The sequence below is a fragment of the Microbacterium hanjuni genome (assembly GCF_043556395.1).
Classification (GTDB): domain Bacteria; phylum Actinomycetota; class Actinomycetes; order Actinomycetales; family Microbacteriaceae; genus Microbacterium.
The window spans coordinates 789,313-810,904 of sequence record NZ_JBIGIK010000001.1 but is presented as its reverse complement, the minus strand read 5'-3'; the positions used below and the strand labels follow the sequence as shown (position 1 = coordinate 810,904).

Below are 21,592 nucleotides of genomic sequence, written 5' to 3'. Positions count from 1 at the left end.
CGCTTTCCCTTCGTTCATCTCGGGCCTGCTGTCATCCCCGTCGGCGTCCGTGTCAGGCGAGCCAGGCGCGCGCCGCCGTGACGAGGGCTTCGACGCCGCGCGTCAATGTCGGTTCGATGATCGGGGCGAAGTGCGGCGAGTGGTTGGAGGGGACGTCGCGGTCCAGCGTGCCGGCCTGGGCGGCCGCGAGGTAGGAGGAGGGTTCGGTTCCGCCGAGTATCCAGTAGACGAGGGGCGCTCCGGCTGCCGTGGCAAGGATGCCGACGTCTTCACTGCCGCTGACTTGTCCTGGGTCGAGCACGCTGGAATCGCCGAAAGCGGCACGGAATGCGGCGTGGGTGCGCTCAGTGGCGCTGGGGTCGTTGACCAGCACGGGGAACGACTGGGCGTGGTGAATGTACGGCTCGGGCGCGCCGGACACGGCGGCTTCGCCTCGCACGATGCGTTCGATTGCTTCGATGATGCGGATGCGGACAGGCTCACTGAAAGCGCGCAGGGTGAGCCCGAGAGTCGCTGTGTCGGGGATGATGTTGTTCGTCGTGCCGGCGGAGATGCGTCCGACGGTCACGACTGCAGTCTCCTGCGGTGCTACCTCTCGGGCGATGATGGTCTGAAGCCGGATCACGATGACGGCGGCCAGCACGATCGGGTCGACGGTCGTTTCCGGGCGTGATCCGTGCCCGCCCCGGCCGCGAACTGTGATGTCGATGCTGTTCGCGCCAGCGAACGCCGCGCCCGGATGGGCGCCGACCAGGCCGGCGGGCGCAGGCCCGACGTGCTGGCCGAGCACCACGTCGGGAACCGGCACCCGCGCGTATAAACCGTCGTCGATCATCGCCCGGGCACCGGCCCCGCCTTCTTCTGCCGGTTGGAAGAGGGCGATGACGGTCCCCGCCCACTCGTCACGGGTCTCGGCCAGTTGATCGGCGGCTCCGATCAAGGCGGCTACGTGCACGTCGTGCCCGCAGGCGTGCATAAGCCCTTCTCTCGTGCTGGCGTAGGGCAGGCCGGTGTCTTCGACCACGGGGAGCGCATCCATGTCCGCACGGAGGAGCACGGTCGGACCATCTCCGTTTCGGAGTACCCCGACGACGCCCGTGCGCCCGATCCCTTCGATGACCTCATAGCCGGCGGCCTGCATTCGGGCTGCCGCGATGCCGGCGGTGCGGATCTCCTCGAACGCCAGTTCAGGGTGTCTATGGAGGTCGCGATAAAGCTCGGCGATGGGCGAAGAGGGATCGGTCATGTACTCACATCCTCGATCTGGAACGACGACCCGAAACCGCGGGGTCGAAAGGGACAGTGCCATTGAGAGGAACACGGAGCCTCATCGCCGGCGGGCTTTCCGCTTCCGCGTGCTGGACGGACATACCGAGATCGTATTGAGCTGGCACGGTGGCGCTACTCAGGCACGGGGGTGATTCCCATCCTGACAACGCATGCGCGTGGGTGAGGGAAATGTGCGGGTGGTTGCGGGCGGGGCCTACCACGGGTAACTCCGGCCGCAAGGGGCGTCGTCAGAGGGCCGACAATGACAGAAGCCGCTCCCGGATTTCTCCGGGAACGGCTTCTGATCTGCACTGCGTTGGTTGCGGGGACAGGATTTGAACCTGCGACCTCTGGGTTATGAGCCCAGCGAGCTACCGAACTGCTCCACCCCGCGGCACAAGAAGTTAGCCTAGCACGCGTTTCCGGGGTGCGCACATCGGCCCGGATACAGGCCTCTCGGCCTGGCGCCTCGTACGCTGGGGGAGCAGCCGGCGTGGCCGGCGCGAGGGGAGTGCAGCGTGAGTGATCGCTCGGTCGGCGTGGGTGTGGCGCAGTTCGCGCCGGTGGCATCCGTCGCCGCGAATCTCGACACGATCCGCGACCTCGCTATGACGGCGCGATCGCGCGGCGCCGACGTGGTGCTCTACCCCGAGTACTCCAGCTACTTCGTCGACCCGTTCGACGAGTCGCTCGCCGATCACGCCGAATCGATAGACGGCGCCTTCGTCGCTTCGCTCGCGCAGATCGCCGCTGACACCGGCACCACTCTCGTCGCCGGGTTGCTCGAGAAGGGCGATGACGGCAAACGGGTGCGCAACACGGTCGTGGCAGTGAACGGCGACGGGATGCTGGCGGTCTACCGCAAACTGCACCTCTACGACGCCTTCGGCCAGCGCGAATCCGACTGGGTGGAGGCGGGCGAGATCCAACCGCCCCAGACTTTCGAGGTCGGCGGGATGCGTTTCGCGCTGATGACCTGTTACGACCTGCGCTTCCCCGAGGTCGCCCGCACCCTCGCCGACGCGGGCGCCGACGTCGTGCTGGTGGCGGCGGAGTGGGTGCGCGGTCCGCTGAAAGAGCACCACTGGCAGACCCTGTTGCAGGCCCGGGCGATCGAGAACACGGTCTTCGTGGCCGGCGCCGATCACCCGCCGCCGCTCGGCGTCGGGCACTCGCTCATCGCCGACCCGCAGGGCGTCGTGCTGGCCACGGTCGGAACCACCACGGACGTCGCCGTGGCGCACCTCGATGTCGAGGCCGTCGCGCGCGTGCGTCGCGTGAACCCCGCCCTCGAGCTGCGGCGGTTCCGGGTCGTACCGATCTGAGACGCGCTCAGCGCTGCAGCAGAGCGAGGCGGCGGGATGCTTCGGCCAGCACGTCGGTGCGCTTGCAGGCCGCGAAACGCACCAGCGTGCCGTAGCGGTGCCGGTGCGGCGGCGTCACGAAAGCCGTCAGCGGGATCCCGACCACCCCGGCGCGCGCCGGGAGTTCGCGACAGAACTGCGCAGCTTCCGTTGCCCCGACCGGCGCGGCATCGGCCACCGTGAAGTACGAGCCGCGGGGCGGGGAGACGCCGAACCCCGCTGCGCGCAGACCTTCGCCGAGCAGCTCGCTCTTCGCATGCAGCGTGGCGGCGATCCCGCGGAAGAAGGCGTCGGGCAGGCGGAGGCCCACCGCGATCGCGGGCTGGAAGGGGGTGCCGTTCACGTAGGTCAGGAACTGCTTCACCGTGAGGACGGCCGAGACGAGATCGGCGGGGCCCGTGACCCAGCCGATCTTCCATCCGGTCACGGAGAACGTCTTGCCGGCAGAAGAGATCGACAGGGTGCGCTCGGCCGCCCCCGGCAGGGTGGCCAGGGGGACATGCGCCTCGGCGAAGACCAGATGCTCGTACACCTCATCGGTGACGATGATCGCATCGTGCTCGATCGCGGAACGCACGATCTGTTCGCGCACCTCGGCGGTGAAGACCGCGCCGGTCGGGTTGTGCGGGTCGTTCACCAGGATCACCCGTGTGCGGTCGGTGACCGCGTTGGCGAGTTCGTCGACATCGGGCTGGAAGTCGGGCCAGTGCAGCGGCACAGTGACCAACCGAGCGCCCGCCAAAGCGACGGCCGCCGCGTACGCGTCGTAGAAGGGCTCGAACACGACGACCTCGTCGTCGGGTCCGTCGAGCAGGGCGAGCAAGGTCGCCGCCAGCGCTTCGGTCGCACCCGCCGTCACGAGCACCTGCGTCGCAGGGTCGAGGCGCACGTCGTAGAAGCGCTCCTGGTGCTCGGCCACCGCGGCGAGCAGATCGGGGACGCCTCGACCGGGTGCGTACTGGTTTGCGCCGTCCGCGATGGCTCGGCGTGCAGCATCCAGCACCGCATCCGGACCGTCTTCATCGGGGAAGCCCTGGCCGAGGTTGATCGCACCGGTCGTCGCCGCGAGGCCACTCATCTCGGCGAAGATGGTCGTACCGACAGCGCCGTCGGACGCCAACAGCCCCGCGCCCTCGGCGGTTCGACGCCACGCGCCGGGAATGTCTCGCATCCCGTTCACGCTAGTCCCATAGACGCGTCCCATCGGCCCCATAGAGAACGCACAGCAAGCGGGCTCAGGCTGTAGAAAGCTTGGCAGAAGGAGCAATCATGGTTGAGAACCAGGGCGACCGCCCCGAAGAACCCACCGCGGGATCCGACCCGCAGACCACGCCCGACAGCTCATCCGCTGCGCCTGCTGCCGCCCCGGCAGCCCGCAGCGACGCGAACATCCCGCCCGCGCCGGCGATGCCCGCGCAGGGTGTGCCCGCCTGGGCTCCGCAACGCCCCGCGCAGCCGTCCTACCCCCAGGGCGCCTACGCGACCGCGCCAACTCAGCCCTACGGCCAGCACCCCCAGGGTGCGTACGCGGGTCAGAGCTTCGGCGTCGGTGGGCAGCACACGCAGCCGACCGTGCCCCTCGCTCCCCGTGACGAGGCGGCCCCCCGCAAGAAGTCGAACGCCGGCAAGGTCGCGAGCCTGATCGTGGCCGCAGCCCTCGTCGGCGGTTTCGCCGGCCTCGGCGGCGCCTACGTCGGCGTGCAGTCCTGGGGTGGATCGGCTTCCTCACCCGCGGCCGCACCCTCGACGGTCACGGTCAACGACCCCGACAACGTGAACGCCACGACCGCCATCGCCGCGAAGGTGGTGCCCAGCGTGGTGACCATCAGCGCTTCCGGTGGCAACAGCGGCGGCACCGGATCCGGTGTCATCCTCAGCGAGGACGGCTACGTCGTCACGAACACCCACGTCGTGACCCTCGACGGCGCCACCGGTGACGCGACGATCCGCGCGACCACCTCCGACGGTCGCGTCTACGACGCCGAGATCGTCGGCACCGACCCCACCTACGACCTCGCCGTCATCAAGTTGAAGGATGCCTCCGGGCTCACCCCGATCGACTTCGCCGACTCGAGCGACCTCAACGTCGGAGACGAGACGGTCGCCATCGGCGCCCCTCTCGGCCTGTCCAACACCGTCACCACCGGCATCGTCAGCGCGCTGAACCGTTCGATCGAGGTCGCCTCCTCGGCGGCTCCTGACGACGACCAGCCGAGCGAGGGCCAGGATCAGGGCGGCTCCGGCGAGAGCCCGTTCCGCTTCGACTTCGGTCAGGGCGAGCAGGGCGGTCAGGCCGCGACCGAGACCATCAAGATCGCGGTCATCCAGACGGATGCTGCGATCAACCCCGGCAACTCCGGTGGCGCACTGGTCGATGACCAGGGCCGATTGATCGGGATCAACGTCGCGATCGCCTCGGCGGGAAGCTCCTCGGGCGGTGGCCAGTCCGGCTCGATCGGTGTCGGCTTCGCCATCCCCTCCGACGTGGCGCAGCGCGTCGCGAACGAGATCATCGACAACGGGGAGGCTACGCACGGCCTGCTCGGCGCCTCGGTGCAGTCGACCTCGACCCTCGAGGACTCCTCGATCGTCGGCGCCTACATCGCCGACGTCTCGCAGGGCGGCCCGGCGGAGAAGGCCGGCCTGGAGAAGGGCGATATCGTGACGTCGTTCAACGGCCTCCCCATCACCAGCTCGGTCGATCTGACCGCGCAGGTGCGGGCGCTGCCGGCCGGCGCCACCACGACGGTGACCTACGTTCGCGACGGCCAGACTCGCACGGCGGACGTCACCCTCGACGCCTTCACCTCGTAACCCCGCGGAGCCCCGAGTGGGCCGAGCCACGACGACACCCCGCGATAAGCTCGCGGGGTGTCGTCGTTCGCGGTGAAATCCCATGGTTGATCTCCGCCTCGTTCGTGAAGCGGACGGCCCGATCCTCGAGGTCACCGGCACAGGATCCGCGCCGGAATGGGTGCGTCTCGTCGGACCGCGCGTGACGGTCACAGCGCAACCCAGCGGTGAATCCGGGTCGTGGCAGGCGCGTCTGCCCCTGCGCGCCTCCCGCTGGGGTGGGGCGTCTCTGCCGCTGCCGAGCGGTCGATACGCGGTGACCGTCGAGGGGGCGGGAACCGTCGCCGGTGAGCAGCCGATCACGCAGTATGGGATGCTGCGCGCCGGCCTTCATGATGGTGCCGTCGAGATCGGCCCGCCCATCGATCCGGCGTACGACTCCGGCGAAGGGCAGGAAGCCCTGGAGCGGCGCTACACGGCCCGCCGCGAACAGCTCGAGGACGCCGTGTTCTTCGAGAGCTCGGCCGGGCGACGCGTCGGCGGCGACCCCCTCGCGATCGATCGGGAGATCGCCCACCGTCGACCGAGCACCGTGCGGTATTGGAGCGTGCGAGACCTCTCCGTCGCGGTGCCCGAGGGCGCGATCGCGATCGTCGAGGGCAGCCCGCAGTGGTGGCGCGCTCGCGGCGTCTCGCGGCTGCTGATCGTCGACGATTGGCTGCGGCGGCGTTTCGCGCGTCGTGATGGTCAGCACGTGCTGCAGACCTGGCACGGCACCCCGATCGAGCAGGTCGGTCTGCGCCGCCCCGGCTTGGACTGGCGCCGGTGGGTCGCCATCATCGACGAGTCGCGCCGATGGAACGTGCTGCTCGCCCAGAGTCCGTACGCCGAAGAGGTGCTGCGCTCCTCCCACCCCTTCCGCCGACGCCCCATCTGGGTGGAAGGCTCACCCCGCAACGACGCGCTCGTGAACGGCACCGGTCCGAACGTGCGCGGGCTGCTCGGGATCGGCGCGACCGAGCGGGTGCTGCTGTACGCCCCGGCTCGTCGACGCCGCGATGAGCCCGCTCCTGGTGTGCTGGACGCCGAGCGTCTCGCGCGCGCCGCGGGTGCGGTCGTCCTGACGCGCGAGCCGGTCCCGATCCCACGGCCCGCGCCCTCGGCCGGCCCTCGGGTCGTGGATGTGGCCGGGTTTCCCGACACGACGCAGCTGCTGGGGGCGGCCGACGCGCTCGTGACGGATTTCGCGCCGGCGATGTTCGACTTCAGCGTGACCGGCAAGCCGATGTACTTCTTCGTCCCCGACCTCGAGCACCGGAGGGGAACCCTCGGGGGCTTCTCGATCGATCTGGCCGCCAGCGCGCCCGGTCCGGTGGTGCGCACCCAGGACGCCCTCGAGCGCGCGATCCTGGAGGACGACCCGTCAGCGCACGCGCTCGCCTACGAAGAGTGGCGCGCGACCTTCAATGCGAAGGATGACGGTCACGCTGCGGAGCGCGTCGTGGCCCGGCTGATCGACGAGGGGCTGCTCAGCTCGCCGTGAGTCGAGCGATGGCATCGAGCGGGATCGACAGCCAATCCGGGCGGTTCCGCACCTCGTAGATCGTCTCGTAGACCGCTTTGTCGAGTTCGAAGGCGCGCAGCAGAGCATCCTCGCCCTCGGCGCCGCCCGCGTCGGCATAGCCGCTCAGGAAGGCGGTCTTCGCGGCGGTCGACCAGTCACGCGCCGCCGAGTCCTCCGGGCGTGAGCGTTCGACGGTGCCGGCGACGTAGTCGAAGGATCGCAGCATCCCCGCCACATCCCGCGCGGCCATGTCGGCCGCACGGCGCTCGACCATCGGGCGCAGCGGCTCGCCCTCGAAGTCGAGCACGACCCACCCGCGTCCGCCGACCTCGAGCACCTGCCCGAGATGGAGGTCGCCGTGGATGCGCTGCAGCGCGGGCCACGGCACGGAGAGCGCGGCGGTGTAGGTGGCTCGGATCGCCGGTGCGACGTCGGCGAGCGCCGGGACGTGCGCGATGGCGGTTTCGAGGCGGTGGTCCCAGACCGCGGCGACGCGCGCCTTGTCCGCGTCGCTGACGTCGACGGTGTCGAAGACGCGGCCGAGGGAGAGGTGCACATCGGCCACGGCGCGGCCCAGCGCGTCGGCCTGAGCGGTGAAGTCCTGGCCGCTTTCGGCAGCGCCCAATGCGACGCGCCACGCGTCTTCCACGTCGGGCAGGAACTCCTGAGCGAAGGCCAGGGATCCGGTGACGACGTCGCCACTCCCGGCGGGGTCACGCCAGGTGCCCTCGAGCGACCCGACGGCGGCGGGTACCGAGGTGGAACCGGCTTCGGCGAGCGCGGTCTGCAGCTCGATATCGGGGTTCAGGCCGGGGTGCACCTGGCGGAAGAGCTTGCAGATGATCGCCACGCCGTCGCCGTTCGGGCGGAAGATGACAGAGGTGTTGGACTGCTCAGCGGCGAACACGGTGCTCGTGGCCGTCGCGGCGGTCTGCGGACCGTGTGCGGCCGCGAACCCCTCGACACCGCCGCCGTCGCCGTCCACGCGGCCGCCCCGGGTGACGGTCTCGTAGAGCCACCGGGTGAAGGCCGGGTCGATGACCCCGTCCACGAGCGCCGTGCCGTCGGGAAGCAGCCCGATGAGTCCGGTCGCCCCGGACTCAGCACGCTCGACGACGGGCACCTGGTAGAGCACGGGCGCGCCGGATCCTTCGTCGGCGACGAGGAGGAGACGCGCTTTCGCCCCCTCCACAGCCGTTTCCCAGTCCGCGACCAGGCGCAACTGCGGGATGCTTCCCTTCGAGGCATACCAGCGCTGGGAGGGCATCCAGGTGCTCAAGGCCGCCAGGGTGGCGTCCACGGTCGTTTCCATCGAGTCAATCCCGTCCACTGTTTTCGGCGGGCGAGTCCGCCGCCGATTCGTCCGTCTTGTCCGTGCGCCCGGCGGGGAGCGCCTTGCGGCCCAGCCGCCCCGCCCGCTTGCCGGCGGAGCCGATGCCGCGCACCGTCGAACCGGTCGCTCCGGCGATCACGCCACCCAGGCGGGAAACGCCCGCTGCGGCCGACTGCTCGACACGCCGCGCACCGGGCCGTGGCTCGATATCGGCGGGCAGCATCACCGGAGGCGGCCCGAAGGCGCGCCGCGAGCCGACGAGGACTCGTCGGCCCAGAATGTGGTTGCCCGCCCCGCCGACGACCGCGCCCACCCCGAACGGCAGCGCCTTACCGAGCACGGAGGCGCCGCCCCGAACGGCGAACTGGTGCACGAACGCGGTCTTCAATCGGTCGAGCACCGGGCCGACCGCGGCCCGCGGCAATGTCTTGGTGACCAGCTGACCCCAGTAGCCCGTGCGATCCGGTCCGCGCCCGGCGGCCTGGCCGGCGAGCTGACGCAGCAGGTCCACGCCTTCGGTGCCGAGCATCAGGGTCATCACGAGGGCTCGCGCGCGATCGGGATCGTCGACGGCGATGCCGTGCACCTCGGCGATCGATTGCGCGAACAGGCTGGTCGATTCGAGGAACCCCACCGTCTCGACACCACTGAGGGCGAGTGTCACCCCCGTGCCGATGCCGGGGACCACCGCTGTGGCGCCGACGGCCGCGCCCCCGGTGGTCACAGCGGCGAGGTAACGGCGCTCGAGGATACGAACGATCTCCGCGCTCGACGCATGGGGGTGGCGCAACCGGATACTGCGGAGGTGGGCCAGGACGGCAGGACGCTGGATCGCCATCACGCGATCGAGCGCGCGGATCGACCTCGGGTGTTCCGGCGAACCGGTCGGGGGGAGCCCGCCCACCCACGGTGCATCTGAGGGGAGCGAATGGATGCGATGGACCTTCTCATTCACGTTCCGATCCTACGAAGCTCGACCCGGCGGAAGAGGGGGCTTGCGCCGTGTCGGAGTGCCTTCCCATGACATTCGCGGCGGGCCGGAGTCGGTCGTCTTGATAGTTTGGGACGATGACAGCCTCGCTGCCGCACCCCTCCGACCCCTCGGCCGATGAGCCCGGGGACTCTTCGGCGCGCGCGGTCAGCGACACCCCCATCGCCCGTGTTCCGCGACGCCCGGCCGCGCCGCGGAAAACCGCTGGTTCGGGCGAGAAAGCGCAGCGCCCACCTCGGGCGAAGAGCGCTGCATCGGCCGCGCGCACCACCCCGGCGAAACCCGCTGTCCGCAAGCCCGCAGCCCCGAAGGCCGCCGCGATCCCGACCCCGGCCGTGCCCGGGCCACCGCCGCCGCTCCCTCCGGGGTTCGTCATCCCGCCGCTTCCTCCTCTTCCGCCGTTGCCGCCCCTTCCGGCGGACGTCCGCGCGGCTCCCCTTCCGGACGCACCTGTCGCGGAACCCGTCGTCGAGGCACCTGCCGCCGAGCCGGTCGAGCCGGAGCGCGTCGAGCTGGAACCCCAGGCCGTCGCTCAGGAACCCGAGCCCGTCGCCTCGGTCGAGCCGGAGATCGTCGAGCCGGAGATCGTGGATCCGGAGCCGCTCGAGCCGGAGCCCGTCGCGTTCGTCGAGCCGGAAATCGAGCCCGAGCACGTCGAGCCCGAGCCGGTCGCGTTCGTTGGACCCGAGCCGGAGCCGGAGCCTGGGCCTGAGCCGGTCGCGTTCGTCGAACCCGAGCCGGAGCCCGAACCCGTCGTGTTCGTCGAGCCCGAGCCCGAGATCGTCGAGGTCGTGGAGCTCGAGGCCGTCCCCGAAGCAGAATCGACAGCAACCGAAACCGATGCGGAAACCGAGGCGGAAGCATCCGATCCTCCGGTCTTCGCGGTCGTGGTCGAGCGGGATGGGGACCCGGATCGCGACGCGGAAGCGCCGGCGGAAGACGCCGCCCCGCTCGCGCTGTCGCTGCGAGGCGTCACGAAGGTGTTCGGGCAGACCCGCGCGGTCGACGGCATCGACCTCACCGTGCCGACAGGATCGTTCTACGGCCTCGTGGGTCCGAACGGCGCGGGCAAGACGACGACCCTGTCGATGATCGCGGGTCTGCTGCGACCTGACGCCGGCACGATCACCGTCGGCGGCCTCGACGCCGCCCGCAACGCCCGGGCCGCCAAGCGCCAGATGGGTGTGCTGCCCGATCGCCTCCGTACCTTCGACCGGCTCACCGGGCGTCAGTTGCTCTACTACTACGGCGTGCTGCGCGGCCTGTCGGCTTCGGTCGTCGAGAGCCGCACGGCCGACCTCGCCCGCGCTTTCGACCTCGTCGGTGCGCTCGGGCGTCCGGTGTCGGACTACTCGGCGGGCATGACGAAGAAGGTCATGCTCGCGGGCGCGATGATCCACTCTCCGCGCGTACTGGTGCTCGACGAGCCGTTCGAGGCGGTCGACCCGGTCTCCAGCGCTGTCATCCTCGACATCCTCGGCACCTACGTCGACCACGGCGGCACCGTCATCCTCTCCAGCCACGGCATGGAGCTGGTCGAACGCGTCTGCTCACGGGTGGCCGTCATCGTCGCGGGCCAGGTGCTCGCCGAGGGCACGGTCGAAGACGTGCGCGGCGCCTCGACACTCGAGCAGCGCTTCATCGAACTGGCCGGCGGTCTGGGCGACCTGGAGGGCCTGGAGTGGTTGCACACGTTCTCCGACTGAGGCTCGCCGTCATGCTCGGCGCCCTCCGGGGCGATCGGGCGCACGTCGTACGGATGGTGATCGGACTCGTGCTGCTGGTCGCGGCCACGGTGGCAGCCGCCGCCGCGGTGCTGAGTCTGACGGATGCTTCGGATGCCACCGCGGCGACGGTCGTCGTCTTCGCAGGGTCGGCGGTGACGCTCGGATTCGCCGCGGCGCCCCTGGTGACGGGCGCGACGGATCCGCTCGACCCCCGTCGTTTCGGTGTGCTCGGGCTATCGCCGCGCCCGCTCGCCGCGGTGCTCGCCGCGGCCGGGATCCTGAGTGTTCCGAGCCTGGTGCTGATCGTGCTGTCCGCGTGCGCCGGGGCTCTCTGGGTCGAGCGCGGCGCGAGCCCCGTGCTGGCCGCGTTGTCGAGCGTGCTCGGTGTCGTCACGTGCATCCTGTTGGCGCGGGTGAGCATGGCCGTCGCCTCCCTCGCGCTGCGTGAGCGGCGTTCGCGCGAACTCACCGGGGTCTTCCTCGTTGCGCTGCTGGTCGTGGTCGTGCCGGTCGGGGTCTTCCTGGCCTCGCTCGAGTGGCGCGGTCAGGTGCCGGTCCAGCTCGTCGAGGCGGTCGGAGTGCTCGCCGTCACTCCGCTCGGTGCGGCGTGGGCGCTCGCGGCGGGAGCTGCCGGCGCATCGGCGCTGACCCCGGTCGTCGCCGTCGGCACCGTCGTCGTTCTCGGGGTCGTGTGGTTCGCGCTCGTCCACCGCCTCCTCAACACGACCGAGCGTCCGGTCGCGGTGCGCGAGCGCGGGGGACTCGGGTGGTTCGCGGTGGCCCCCGGCACGCCCGGGGGAGCGATCGCGGCGCGCAGTCTCGTGTACTGGCTGCGGGATCGGCGCTACCTGGTGAACATCGTGGTCGTTCCGATCGCCGCCCTCCTCACGGTCGTTCCGCTCGTCGTCGCGGGTGTGCCCGTCGAGTACGTCGCGCTTCTTCCGGCGCCGCTCATCGCCCTGATGCTGGGGTGGATGCCGCACAACGACCTCGCGTACGACTCCACCGCGGTGTGGATGCACATCGCCAGCGCCGTACGCGGCGCCTCCGACCGGGTCGGGCGGCTCGTCCCGATCCTGTTGATCGGCATTCCGATGCTCGCTGTCGCGGTCCCCGTCGCCATCGCCTTCCATGGGCGATGGTCGATGCTGCCCGCGCTGGTGGGGGTGTGCGCCGCCCTCTTCCTGGCGGGCCTCGGCCTCTCGAGCATCTCCTCCGCCCTCGCGCCGTATGCCGTGTCGGGCCCCGGTGACAGCCCGTTCCAGCAGCCGCAGCGCACCAGCTCGGGGGTGATGGCACAGAGCCTCGTGCTGCTCGGCGCGATCGCGGCGAGCGCGCCAGCCCTGTGGTGGGGATGGCTCGCCCTGACGCGGGACGTCTCGTACGCCTCCGCGTCCCTGTGGGCGGGCATCGCTGCGGGCGTCGTCGTTCTGGTGGTCGGTATCGCGATCGGCTCGGCCGTGTTCCAGCGCCGCGGAAGCCGCCTGATGGAGTTCGCCGAATCGTCATGACCCGGCCAGAGGCCCCCCACCGCGGCTACACTGGCACCCTATGAGCACCCCTCTTGACCGTCCAGACCAGGGGGGCCTCGCGACCCTCGACCGTGAGCTCGAAGAGCTGATCCGGGAAGAGAACGTCGAACCCGGTGACCATGAGCGGTTCTCGCATTACGTCAAGAAGGACAAGATCCTCGAGTCGGCGTTGACCGGCAAGCCGGTTCGGGCGCTCTGCGGCAAGAAGTGGACGCCGGGACGCGATCCCGAGAAGTTCCCCGTCTGCCCGACCTGCAAAGAGATCTACGAGGCCCTGCAGAAGTAGTCGGTCAGGCCGGAGCGTCCGCGAACACCGTGGGCAGCGCCGGCTCCGATCGGCTGAGCGCGAGCCCGCGCACCGGGAGTTCCTCACGGACACGCGCGTGATGCTCCCGCGCGGCCGTGACGCCCGCCGGCCCCTCGGCCGCGGTGTCGATGACCCCGTCGACGATCAGCGGCACCTGCAGCGCTCGCGCCTCGGGGTGAGCGGCAGCATCCGCCAACTCCTCGAAACCGTCCGAGACCACGACCAGTTCGCTCGTCGCGACGCCCTGATCGAGCGTGCGGAAGGCGGACTTGCGGCCGCCGGCGCTGGTCTTGTCGACGGATCGCTTCGCCACCGGAACCCATCCGCCGTCCGCGTCCTGGCGCGCCACGAGCTTGTAGACCATGCCCGCGGTCGGTGACCCCGACCCGGTGACCACGGAGGTGCCGACCCCGTAGGCGTCGACGGGGGAGGCGGCGAGAGCGGCGATGGCGAACTCGTCGAGGTCGCTCGTCACCGTGATGCGTGTCGCGGTCGCCCCGAGCTCATCGAGCAGGGCGCGCACCTCGGCGGCGACGGTGGGCAGATCGCCCGAGTCGATCCGGACGCCCCCGAGCTCGGGCCCGGCGACCCGCACGGCGGTCTCGACCCCGGCACGGATGTCGTAGGTGTCGACGAGGAGAGTGGTGCCCGCTCCGAGCGCGGCGACCTGCGAGCGGAACGCGTCTTCCTCGGTGTCGTGCAGCAGGGTCCACGCGTGCGCGGCGGTGCCCATCGTGGGGATGCCCCACTGCAGACCGGCGGCGAGGTTGCTGGTGGCGCTGAAGCCCGCGATGTAGGCGGCGCGGGCCGCGGCCAAGGCGGCCTGCTCGCTCGCGCGACGTGAGCCCATCTCGGCGAGCGGGCGGTCGCCGGCGGCGATGCTCATGCGGGATGCTGCGGTCGCGACCGCGGAGTCGTAGTTGAGCACCGACAGTGCGAGCGTTTCGAGGATGACCGCCTCGGCGAACGTCCCCTCCACGGTGAGGATCGGCGAGCCGGGGAAGTACAGCTCGCCCTCGCGGTAGCCGTGGATCGAGCCCGTGAAGCGGTAGTCGGCGAGGAAGTCGAGGGTGGCGTCGCCCACCACGCGCTGCTCGCGAAGGAAGCGCAACTCCTCGTCGCCGAAGCGGAAGTCGCGGATGAGGGAGAGCAGACGGCCGGTGCCCGCCACGACCCCGAATCGTCGGGCTCCCGAGAGCCGCCGCGCGAACACCTCGAAGACGCACCGCCGTTCGGCGGTGCCGTCCTGCAGGGCGGCGTCGAGCATCGTGAGCTCGTAGCGGTCGGTGTGCAGGGCCGTGCTCGCGCTCATGCCGCAACGATACCCGGGCCCTCTCGCGCCGCGGCGCCGCCCGGGCCACCGAGTCCGCGTCCCACGGACCCGCGGGTAGGGTGGGATCTCGTGGACGACGCACCGATCGGGATCTTCGACTCCGGAGTCGGGGGACTCACCGTCGCCCGGGCGATCTCCGCGCAACTGCCGCGCGAATCGATCCGCTACATCGGCGACACCGCCCGCTCGCCCTACGGTCCCAAGCCCATCGCCGACGTCCGCCGCTACTCGCTCGAGGTGCTCGACGCGCTCGTCGAGGAGGGCGTGAAGATGCTCGTCATCGCCTGCAACACCGCCTCGGCGGCCGTGCTCCGCGACGCTCGCGAACGCTACGACGTTCCGGTGGTCGAAGTCATCGGCCCCGCCGTCCGCACCGCGATGTCCACGAGCCGCAACGGACGCATCGGCGTCATCGGCACGGAGGGCACCATCGGCTCCGGCGCCTATCAGGACATGCTCGAGGTCAACGAGCGCCTGACCGTCTTCGCGCAGGCCTGTCCGCGATTCGTGGAGTTCGTCGAGGCGGGCATCACCGACTCGCCCGAGGTGCTGGCGACGGCGGAGCGGTACCTCGCCCCTCTCCGCCACGCGGGTGTCGACACCCTCGTGCTCGGGTGCACGCACTACCCGTTCCTGGAGGGCGCGATCAGCTATGTGATGGGCCCCGACGTGAGCCTCGTCTCCAGTGACACCGAGACGGCCAAGGACGTCTACCGCCAGCTCGTCAGCCGTGACCTGCTCGCGGGTGCGGATGCTTCCCCCACCCACGTGTACGAGGCCACCGGCGATTCCGCCGACGACTTCCTGCGCCTCGCCCACCGCCTCATGGGCCGCGAGGTGCGCGAGGTGCAGCTCGTGCACACGGGCGCCATCGACCTGCCGCGCTGAAGCGCAGCATCCCTCGCCCTTCCGAGCACTGGAGAACGAATGACCGACATCACCCGCAAGGACGGCCGTACGGTCGATCAGCTGCGCCCCGTCACGATCGAGCGCGGCTGGTCGGCGCACGCCGAGGGCTCGGCGCTGATCAGCTTCGGCAACACCAAGGTGTTGTGCACCGCGACGTTCACGAACGGGGTGCCGCGCTGGCTCGCGGGCAAGGGCAAGGGGTGGGTGACCGCGGAGTACGCGATGCTGCCCCGCGCCACGAACGAGCGCAACGACCGCGAGAGCATCAAGGGCAAGGTCGGCGGGCGCACGCACGAGATCTCCCGCCTCATCGGGCGCTCGCTGCGCGCCGTGGTCGATACGAAGGCGCTCGGTGAGAACACGATCGTGATCGACTGCGACGTGCTGCAGGCCGACGGCGGCACGCGCACCGCGGCCATCACGGGCGCGTACGTCGCGCTGGCCGACGCGATCGCCTACGGCCGTCGGAAGAAGTTCATCGGGCAGCGCTCGGAGGTGCTGATCGACTCGGTCTCGGCCGTTTCGGTGGGGATCATCGACGGCACCCCCATGCTCGACCTCGCCTACGTCGAGGACGTGCGTGCCGAGACCGACATGAACGTGGTCGTCACCGGTCGCGGACTCTTCGTCGAGGTGCAGGGCACCGCCGAGGGCGCGCCGTTCGACAAGCGGGAACTCGACCAGCTGCTCGAGCTGGGTATCGCCGGCTGCGGCGACCTGCGCGATGCTCAGGCCGCTGCGCTCGCCGTGTCGCTGACCGGCGACGAGCAGGCCTGACATGACCGCGCAGGTCGTGCTCGCCACGCACAACCCGCACAAGGTCGAGGAGTTCGGCGCGATCGTGGCGGCCACCCGTCCCGACATCGAGGTCGTCGGCTACGACGGCCCCGAGCCGGTCGAGGATGGCGTCACGTTCGCGGCCAATGCATTGATCAAGGCGCGTGCGGCAGCGGCGCACACCGGGTTGCCGGCGCTCGCCGACGATTCGGGCATCTGCGTCGACGTGCTGGGCGGATCGCCCGGCGTTTTCTCCGCCTACTGGGCGGGACATGCCAAGGATGCCGGCGCCAACCTCGCGTTGCTGCTCGACCAGCTGAGCGACGTCGCCGACCCGCATCGCAGCGCGCAGTTCGTCTCGACGATCGCGTTGGTCGTCCCGGGTGGCGCCGAGCACGTGGTCGAAGGGGTCTGGCCGGGCCGCCTCGCTCGGGCGGCCTCGGGTACGGGTGGTTTCGGCTACGACCCCGCCTTCGTGCCCGACGGGCAGACCTCGGGCGCCGAGCGCACGGTGGGGGAGTGGAGCGCCGCGGAGAAGAACGCGGCCTCGCATCGCGCCCGCGCCTTCGTCGCGCTGGCCCCCCTGCTCGCGACCCTCTGAACCGTTCGCCGAAGGCCGCAGCGGAGGGGTACGTTCGAGGCATGACTGCGACTCCCACCGTGTCGATCGTGATCCCGGCGTACAACGAGGAGGAGACGATCCGGCCCTGCCTGATCGCGGCCATCGAGCAGACCGTCGCCGCCGAAGAGCTGATCGTGGTCGACAACCGCTCGACCGACGGCACGCGAGCGGTCGTCGAGGCGATGATCGCGGCGTTTCCGGAGGCGAACATCCGCTTGATCAGCCAGGACGCCGAGCAGGGGATCACCCCGACGCGCAACGCCGGCTTCGATGCCGCGACGAGCGACGTCATCGGCAGGATCGACGCCGACTCGATCATCGCCCCCGACTGGGTCGAGCAGGTCAAGAACGCCTTCGCCGCGGGGGAGTTCGTCGCCGCTTCCGGCCCGGTGGAGTACTACGACATGCCGCTGCGCTCGTTCGGTCACCGCGCCGACGACGCGTTCCGCAAGCTGCAGGTCAGACTCGCGGGCGACTACGTCTTCCTCTTCGGCAGCAACATGGCCCTCACGAAGGAGGCGTGGCTGCGCGTGCGCGGCGACGTGTGCCCCGACCGGGAGGATCTCATGCACGAGGACCTCGATCTGGCCGTCCACCTCGCCAAGGCGGGGCTGAAGATCGGGTACGTGTCGGCGATGGTGGCCGGGATGTCGGCCCGTCGCCTCGACGACAGCCCCCGCGATTTCGCGTTCTACGTCGAGCGGTTCGAGCGCACCTACCGCGCGCACGGCATCCACGATGTGCGGCTGCTCACCCCGATGGCGGTGCTGCTCGGCAGCTACCCGGCGCTGCACGCCGAGCGCCGCCTTCAGGCGCGTCACGGCCATAAGGGCGTGCAGCTTCCCGAGAGCGGCGCGCAGCACCACGCCCAGGCGAGCACCCCCACCGCGGAGTGAGAATCGTGATCGTTCCCGGTTTTAGCTGGGGATCGATCCAAATTCCAGAATTACGCCCGTCCTCCTGCGGCCTCAGCGTAGCTCGTGTCCACGACTTTGGACACGAAATGGACACGACCAGGTTTGACAAGCGATGTCACTGCACCTCCGATAGAAGCCCCTTTGCCAACTCCGGTAGTCTCCGAGCATGGGGGAGACCGGCGTCGATGAGGCGTGGACTGTTGAGAGCATCATCGTCTCCGAAAACGGGCAGAGAGCCCTTGGGCGAGTCGCATACTGGGCGGCCTGGGTGGAGACGTCACTCACGTGGGTGACGGTTGAACTCCTGAAAGACCTCGGACCGGCTCGCACGGCAATCGCGAAGGGGCGAACGTCGGGTCAGCTGATCGAGTTGTGTCGAGGCTTGCTCGAAGCCGGTCTGGAGGAGCCTCCGGGGCTTTCTGCGGTGCTGAATCAGGCAAAGGCAGCACTCGACCGTCGAAACCAGATCCTCCACAGCGCTATCGGCGGTGCTCTCATGCGGTCAGATGAGGAGGGGCTGGTCGCGCTGTGGAGCCGTAAGGGTGCCAGCCGCGTCGTCCACGAGAGCGAGTTTGACGCTGTTGCACAGGACCTCTTCGAGGCGAACGAGGCGCTGGGCCGTTTCGTGTAGTTGCATCCGGTCGGAAAGTACGCAGATTTCCACGGGCTGGGGACATTTAGCGGGTGACGCGCAAGAAGTAAAAGCCAGGTTAGAGCGAACTTCGCACGAAATAGACAGCGGTGTCAGAGAGGGGTACTCTCGGCGCTGAACCGCCCTGGAGCTCGCATGGAAATGCCGCCCCCCTCCTGGCAGAGGTGAGGCGGCAACGAAAGTGATTTCCGATGTCGATGCTACCCGCCGACGACCACCGTCGCACCCCAGCTCCTCGCAAGCTGACCCTTGCCGAGATGCAGCGCAGCGTTAGCGCGAGCACGTCAGTTAAGCGCTCATCGGTTAATGCGAACCAGCACCCCTGGATCACGTCAGATAACCTACGACCGTCCAGGGCGTATGGGGATGACGAGATCGAGGCGCTCGTCGCTGACCTCGTCGCAGTTCGTGCGGCTCGTGGACACCGCAAGGCGATGCGCAGACCTTCCCGTCGTCGCGGTCAGAACGACCTGTTCGACGTCGTTCGCCTCCACCTCCGCCGCCTCTGCCGTCGCGTCCTGAATGATCGGTGCCGTGACGGTCTAGAGCCTCCGGAGCACGACCTGCTCGTGCTCGCCCTGGAGGGCTACCTCAGGGAGCAGTGCTGGCACCTTGTGTACCACCACGACTACGGCGAGCAGCGGGCACCCCAGCGCCTCCGCCGCACCTATCTGGATGAGTCGCGCTCTGGGCTGACAGCCATCGAGAGCGTCGCTCGGTCTAGTGCGCGTTACGCGCTAGACACCTGGACGCCGGACTACACCCGAGAGATGCAGCGCATCGGCAGCGTGGGCGGCAAGATCTCGAAACGAAAGCCGACCTGGACCGACATCGACCTCGACTTGCTCGCCCTCCTCGACGGCCTCACCGTCCCCGAGCAGGCCAAGCACATGGGCGTCTCGCACAGCACCATCGACAGGATGCGCCGAGCGCTTCGAGCGCGCGGATAGCGCACACACGCAAACATCCTTGGAAGCAGCTCACTCGCTCGTCCACCATCATGAACTTGTGAACCCTGACTTCTGGCCGGTTGTAGCTCAGGTCGTACCCGTCCTGGCGCTCGCCCTCGTCATCGAGGTACGTGCGTTCGCACGACAGGTGACCAAGAAGGGGCGATTTGAGACTTCCTTGCTGGACCGCATCGTCTTCGTGATCCTCTCAGTCACCTGCGCTGCCCTCCTGGTCACCACCTTCGCCTTCGCTTTAGGCGCGCTTCTGGCGGGCGAGGAGTCCCGCGCGTCACCCGAGTGGGCGGTAAATAGCCTTGCGTTCTCGGTCGGGCTTGTGGTCTTAAACCCGCTCATTCCCCTTGTGCACGCTCTCGTTGCGGATGTCTACCCACGGGCACGCGTCTACCGGTCACAACGTCGAGCGGCACGGGCGGCGCGTGAGCTCAGGGACGCACTCGAATACGCGGCGCGACTTAGCCGCACCAGGTTCATTGTGCGCCGCGTTGAGCTGGCAGACCGGTATGTCGAGACGATGCGGATGCTCAGCAGGGCCGACTCAGGAAGTGCGACCCAAAGGCAAAGGGGTGTCGCAATTTTGGAGTCCTACCTTTCGAAGCTGGACGACTACAGACTCAGTCTCGACCGTGACAAAGAGTCGGCAACGGAACTATTGCAGGGCGGTTATCGGCTTCTGGAAGAGCATGAAGCGAGCCCGCAAGGAATTGATCTCACCTCGATAAGGCGACGGTTAAAAGAGCTGGTCGGGTGATGGAGCCTTGGACACGGCACGAGCCGGACTTGGGTTCCGCAAGGCGACGAAAAACGGCCTCAACCTTAGAGGTTCCTTCGAGGTCGGCTGATTTCACCGACTTTCAGGCTCTTCCGACGTCGGCTGTACCGATATCCCTCTTATGGGGAATCTCGCAAGACCGACCGGTAGGCCGTGCAGCGTGTGCACGTTTGACGACCGTGATGCTGTAGAACGCGATCTTCTCCAGGGCGGGACCTTTCGCGGCGTAGCGCGCCGTTGGAGCCTTTCCAGCGATGCCGTACGACGACACGTCCGTGCGCATGTCGAGCACGCGATGCGTGACGAGATCCTCGACGCGACGGGCTCCATCGGTGTCGAGTTGGCCACGCGGGTGATGGACATCGCGGAGTCCGCCCGTGACGTGCGCCTCGATTCCGAATCTGATGGGCGCACTGCCATCGCAGCAGGGCGTGCCGAACTCGAAGCGCTCACCATTCTGGCCGACCGGCTGGGGGTGACGAAGACCGAGACCGCCGCCAACGTCCACGACGCTGTCGATCTCCTGCAGGCAATCCGCTTCGTCGCTGACGATCACCCCGAAGTGCTGTTCGTGCTGGCGGATGGACTGGACGCCCGAAATCGCACGGCATGGGCCAAGCAATACCGCGAGGCGGCAGTCCTCTTTGCGGAGAAGAAGCAAACGAGAGAGGTAACCTCATGACCCCCGACATCGACATCACCGAACCCCTCGGCCAGCGCCGTCTGCGGGAGGCGCGCGAACGCCTGGCCATAATGCAGGCCCAGGACACTGAAACGGTGAGCGGCCATTCGATTCAGCCCGGGGATTGGATTCACTCGCTGGACGAGGGTGGGATCTCGATTGTGCGCTCGACGTCAATCTACGGATCAGCATCGGTCGTTCTCTACCGAGGCGACGAGATCCAGGTGGACCAAGCGATGCTCGACGCGTCAAAGGATCGCTTCGGGAACCTCACGTGGCCCGCACTCGTGGGCGATGCGAACGGGCAAATTGAGAAGTGGGGATCGGTGCGACTCCGCGCAGGCCGGGCACCTCGTGATCTCGCGCCGTGGGTACACGGGTCCACCCTGTGGGTCGAAGCGCGCGAGATCGCTCGCAAGGCGGCATGGGCAGAGCCCAACCCTGAGCGCCGTGCCCATGCTCTCCGTCGAGTGCAGGAGGTGTACGGCGCAGGTCCGGTGACCTCGGTTATCACCTCGGTCATCAAGGCTGACCGTGCGTTCGAGGAACAGCAGGCGCGGATCTCCGAGAGCGCGGCAACGGGCGTTTCGAACATCGGACCCTCCCGAGCGGGGGCATGATGAGCGGCCCCGCATGGCAGAACAAGAACCGCAGCGTTCATCGCGCCGTTGTGGATCTCGTCGGCGCTTTCTTCGAGCAGGAGGAGATCTTCGCCACCGTCGCGCCTCGACCGTCACGGGTCGCACCGATCAAGATCTCCGAGGCTCTCGACGTCGATCTCGACACGCTCGCACCCGACATCGCGATCCCCGGCGTCGCCGTCACCGTGACGTCGAGACTCCGGCACCGGCTCTCCGATGACCTCGACGCCGCGACCCGTACCGCGGTGCTGACCGGTGCACCTGTCGGTGCCCTCGTTCAATGGCGTGCGGACGTCGGGATCGACCAGAGCTACGCAGTCATGAGCTTGGCTCATTTCGCGAAGCTAGTTCGCGCAGCCGAGGGAGTTAGTCGATGACCAGCCCACATGCACGAGTGATCCATCCCTTCCGACTGTCGGGACACAATCCGCGCCCGACA

The 21,592-nt window shown here is 69.0% G+C and carries 21 protein-coding genes and 1 tRNA gene; 16 read left to right on the top strand and 6 right to left on the bottom strand.

Features of this window, described 5'->3' with window-relative positions; translation table 11 throughout:
* Positions 1–52: 52 nt before the first annotated feature.
* On the bottom strand, positions 53–1,246 hold the full coding sequence (locus ACFXP5_RS04190; protein WP_394543624.1) for an amidohydrolase: 1,194 nt from the start codon (positions 1,244–1,246) through the stop codon (positions 53–55).
* 340 nt (positions 1,247–1,586) lie between these two features.
* A tRNA-Met gene (locus ACFXP5_RS04185) sits at positions 1,587–1,663 on the bottom strand.
* A gap of 124 nt (positions 1,664–1,787) precedes the next feature.
* On the opposite strand from ACFXP5_RS04185, the gene ACFXP5_RS04180 reads away from it, so the two are divergent.
* Positions 1,788–2,594 carry a carbon-nitrogen hydrolase family protein gene (locus tag ACFXP5_RS04180; RefSeq protein WP_394543623.1) on the top strand — a complete coding sequence of 269 codons (807 nt, stop codon included), beginning with the start codon at positions 1,788–1,790 and terminating at the stop codon, positions 2,592–2,594.
* Between the two features lie 7 nt (positions 2,595–2,601).
* Here ACFXP5_RS04180 and ACFXP5_RS04175 read toward each other — a convergent pair whose 3' ends face one another.
* On the bottom strand, positions 2,602–3,804 hold the full coding sequence (locus ACFXP5_RS04175) for an aminotransferase class I/II-fold pyridoxal phosphate-dependent enzyme (protein ID WP_394543622.1): 1,203 nt from the start codon (positions 3,802–3,804) through the stop codon (positions 2,602–2,604).
* Between the two features lie 98 nt (positions 3,805–3,902).
* On the opposite strand from ACFXP5_RS04175, the gene ACFXP5_RS04170 reads away from it, so the two are divergent.
* Positions 3,903–5,447 carry a S1C family serine protease gene (locus tag ACFXP5_RS04170; RefSeq protein WP_394527145.1) on the top strand — a complete coding sequence of 515 codons (1,545 nt, stop codon included), beginning with the start codon at positions 3,903–3,905 and terminating at the stop codon, positions 5,445–5,447.
* Positions 5,448–5,529: 82 nt separating this feature from the next.
* Complete coding sequence (locus ACFXP5_RS04165) at positions 5,530–6,969, top strand: CDP-glycerol glycerophosphotransferase family protein (RefSeq protein ID WP_394527143.1); 1,440 nt, start codon at positions 5,530–5,532, stop codon at positions 6,967–6,969.
* On the opposite strand, the gene ACFXP5_RS04160 is transcribed toward ACFXP5_RS04165, so the two are convergent.
* A complete protein-coding gene (locus ACFXP5_RS04160) occupies positions 6,956–8,302 on the bottom strand; it encodes a maltokinase N-terminal cap-like domain-containing protein (RefSeq protein ID WP_394543621.1) in 1,347 nt (448 codons plus the stop codon). The two genes, ACFXP5_RS04165 and ACFXP5_RS04160, sit on opposite strands and share 14 nt — an antisense overlap.
* A 4-nt stretch (positions 8,303–8,306) precedes the next feature.
* Positions 8,307–9,278: a hypothetical protein gene (locus tag ACFXP5_RS04155; RefSeq protein WP_394527141.1), complete on the bottom strand. Its 972-nt coding sequence runs from the start codon at positions 9,276–9,278 to the stop codon at positions 8,307–8,309.
* A 113-nt stretch (positions 9,279–9,391) separates the two neighbouring features.
* On the opposite strand from ACFXP5_RS04155, the gene ACFXP5_RS04150 reads away from it, so the two are divergent.
* The 3 genes from ACFXP5_RS04150 to ACFXP5_RS04140 are packed head-to-tail and all read left to right on the top strand — an operon-like array spanning position 9,392 to position 12,859.
* On the top strand, positions 9,392–11,020 hold the full coding sequence (locus ACFXP5_RS04150; RefSeq protein WP_394543619.1) for an ATP-binding cassette domain-containing protein: 1,629 nt from the start codon (positions 9,392–9,394) through the stop codon (positions 11,018–11,020).
* An 11-nt stretch (positions 11,021–11,031) separates the two neighbouring features.
* Positions 11,032–12,552: a hypothetical protein gene (locus ACFXP5_RS04145; protein ID WP_394543617.1), complete on the top strand. Its 1,521-nt coding sequence runs from the start codon at positions 11,032–11,034 to the stop codon at positions 12,550–12,552.
* A gap of 40 nt (positions 12,553–12,592) precedes the next feature.
* The gene (locus ACFXP5_RS04140; protein WP_394527136.1) at positions 12,593–12,859 is read left to right on the top strand and encodes a DUF3039 domain-containing protein; all 267 of its coding nucleotides are present in this window, start codon (positions 12,593–12,595) and stop codon (positions 12,857–12,859) included.
* Positions 12,860–12,863: 4 nt separating this feature from the next.
* Here ACFXP5_RS04140 and ACFXP5_RS04135 read toward each other — a convergent pair whose 3' ends face one another.
* Positions 12,864–14,192 (bottom strand): nicotinate phosphoribosyltransferase, encoded by a 1,329-nt coding sequence (locus ACFXP5_RS04135; protein ID WP_394543616.1) that lies wholly within the window; start codon positions 14,190–14,192, stop codon positions 12,864–12,866.
* Positions 14,193–14,282: 90 nt separating this feature from the next.
* Here ACFXP5_RS04135 and murI point away from each other — a divergent pair, with 90 nt between their 5' ends.
* The 10 genes from murI to ACFXP5_RS04085 all read left to right on the top strand — a co-directional run bounded on the left by murI (position 14,283) and on the right by ACFXP5_RS04085 (position 21,530).
* Positions 14,283–15,101: a glutamate racemase gene (gene murI, locus ACFXP5_RS04130; protein ID WP_394543615.1), complete on the top strand. Its 819-nt coding sequence runs from the start codon at positions 14,283–14,285 to the stop codon at positions 15,099–15,101.
* 39 nt (positions 15,102–15,140) lie between these two features.
* Positions 15,141–15,899: a ribonuclease PH gene (gene rph / locus ACFXP5_RS04125; RefSeq protein ID WP_394527131.1), complete on the top strand. Its 759-nt coding sequence runs from the start codon at positions 15,141–15,143 to the stop codon at positions 15,897–15,899.
* A 1-nt stretch (position 15,900) separates the two neighbouring features.
* Positions 15,901–16,500 carry an RdgB/HAM1 family non-canonical purine NTP pyrophosphatase gene (rdgB, locus tag ACFXP5_RS04120; RefSeq protein ID WP_394543614.1) on the top strand — a complete coding sequence of 200 codons (600 nt, stop codon included), beginning with the start codon at positions 15,901–15,903 and terminating at the stop codon, positions 16,498–16,500.
* A gap of 41 nt (positions 16,501–16,541) precedes the next feature.
* Positions 16,542–17,417 carry a glycosyltransferase family 2 protein gene (locus ACFXP5_RS04115; protein ID WP_394527128.1) on the top strand — a complete coding sequence of 292 codons (876 nt, stop codon included), beginning with the start codon at positions 16,542–16,544 and terminating at the stop codon, positions 17,415–17,417.
* Positions 17,418–17,604: 187 nt separating this feature from the next.
* A complete protein-coding gene (locus tag ACFXP5_RS04110) occupies positions 17,605–18,069 on the top strand; it encodes a hypothetical protein (RefSeq protein ID WP_394543613.1) in 465 nt (154 codons plus the stop codon).
* Between the two features lie 455 nt (positions 18,070–18,524).
* Positions 18,525–19,040 (top strand): helix-turn-helix domain-containing protein, encoded by a 516-nt coding sequence (locus ACFXP5_RS04105; protein ID WP_394543612.1) that lies wholly within the window; start codon positions 18,525–18,527, stop codon positions 19,038–19,040.
* A gap of 58 nt (positions 19,041–19,098) precedes the next feature.
* Positions 19,099–19,809, top strand: a complete 711-nt coding sequence (locus ACFXP5_RS04100) for a hypothetical protein (protein WP_394543610.1) — start codon at positions 19,099–19,101, stop codon at positions 19,807–19,809.
* 316 nt (positions 19,810–20,125) lie between these two features.
* Positions 20,126–20,512: a hypothetical protein gene (locus ACFXP5_RS04095; protein WP_394543609.1), complete on the top strand. Its 387-nt coding sequence runs from the start codon at positions 20,126–20,128 to the stop codon at positions 20,510–20,512.
* On the top strand, positions 20,509–21,132 hold the full coding sequence (locus tag ACFXP5_RS04090; protein ID WP_394543608.1) for a hypothetical protein: 624 nt from the start codon (positions 20,509–20,511) through the stop codon (positions 21,130–21,132). Before ACFXP5_RS04095 ends, ACFXP5_RS04090 begins: the two co-directional genes overlap by 4 nt.
* Entirely contained in the window at positions 21,132–21,530 is a 399-nt protein-coding gene (locus ACFXP5_RS04085) for a hypothetical protein (RefSeq protein WP_394543607.1), read from the top strand. The genes ACFXP5_RS04090 and ACFXP5_RS04085 overlap by 1 nt, the downstream gene beginning before the upstream one ends.
* Positions 21,531–21,592: the final 62 nt, after the last annotated feature.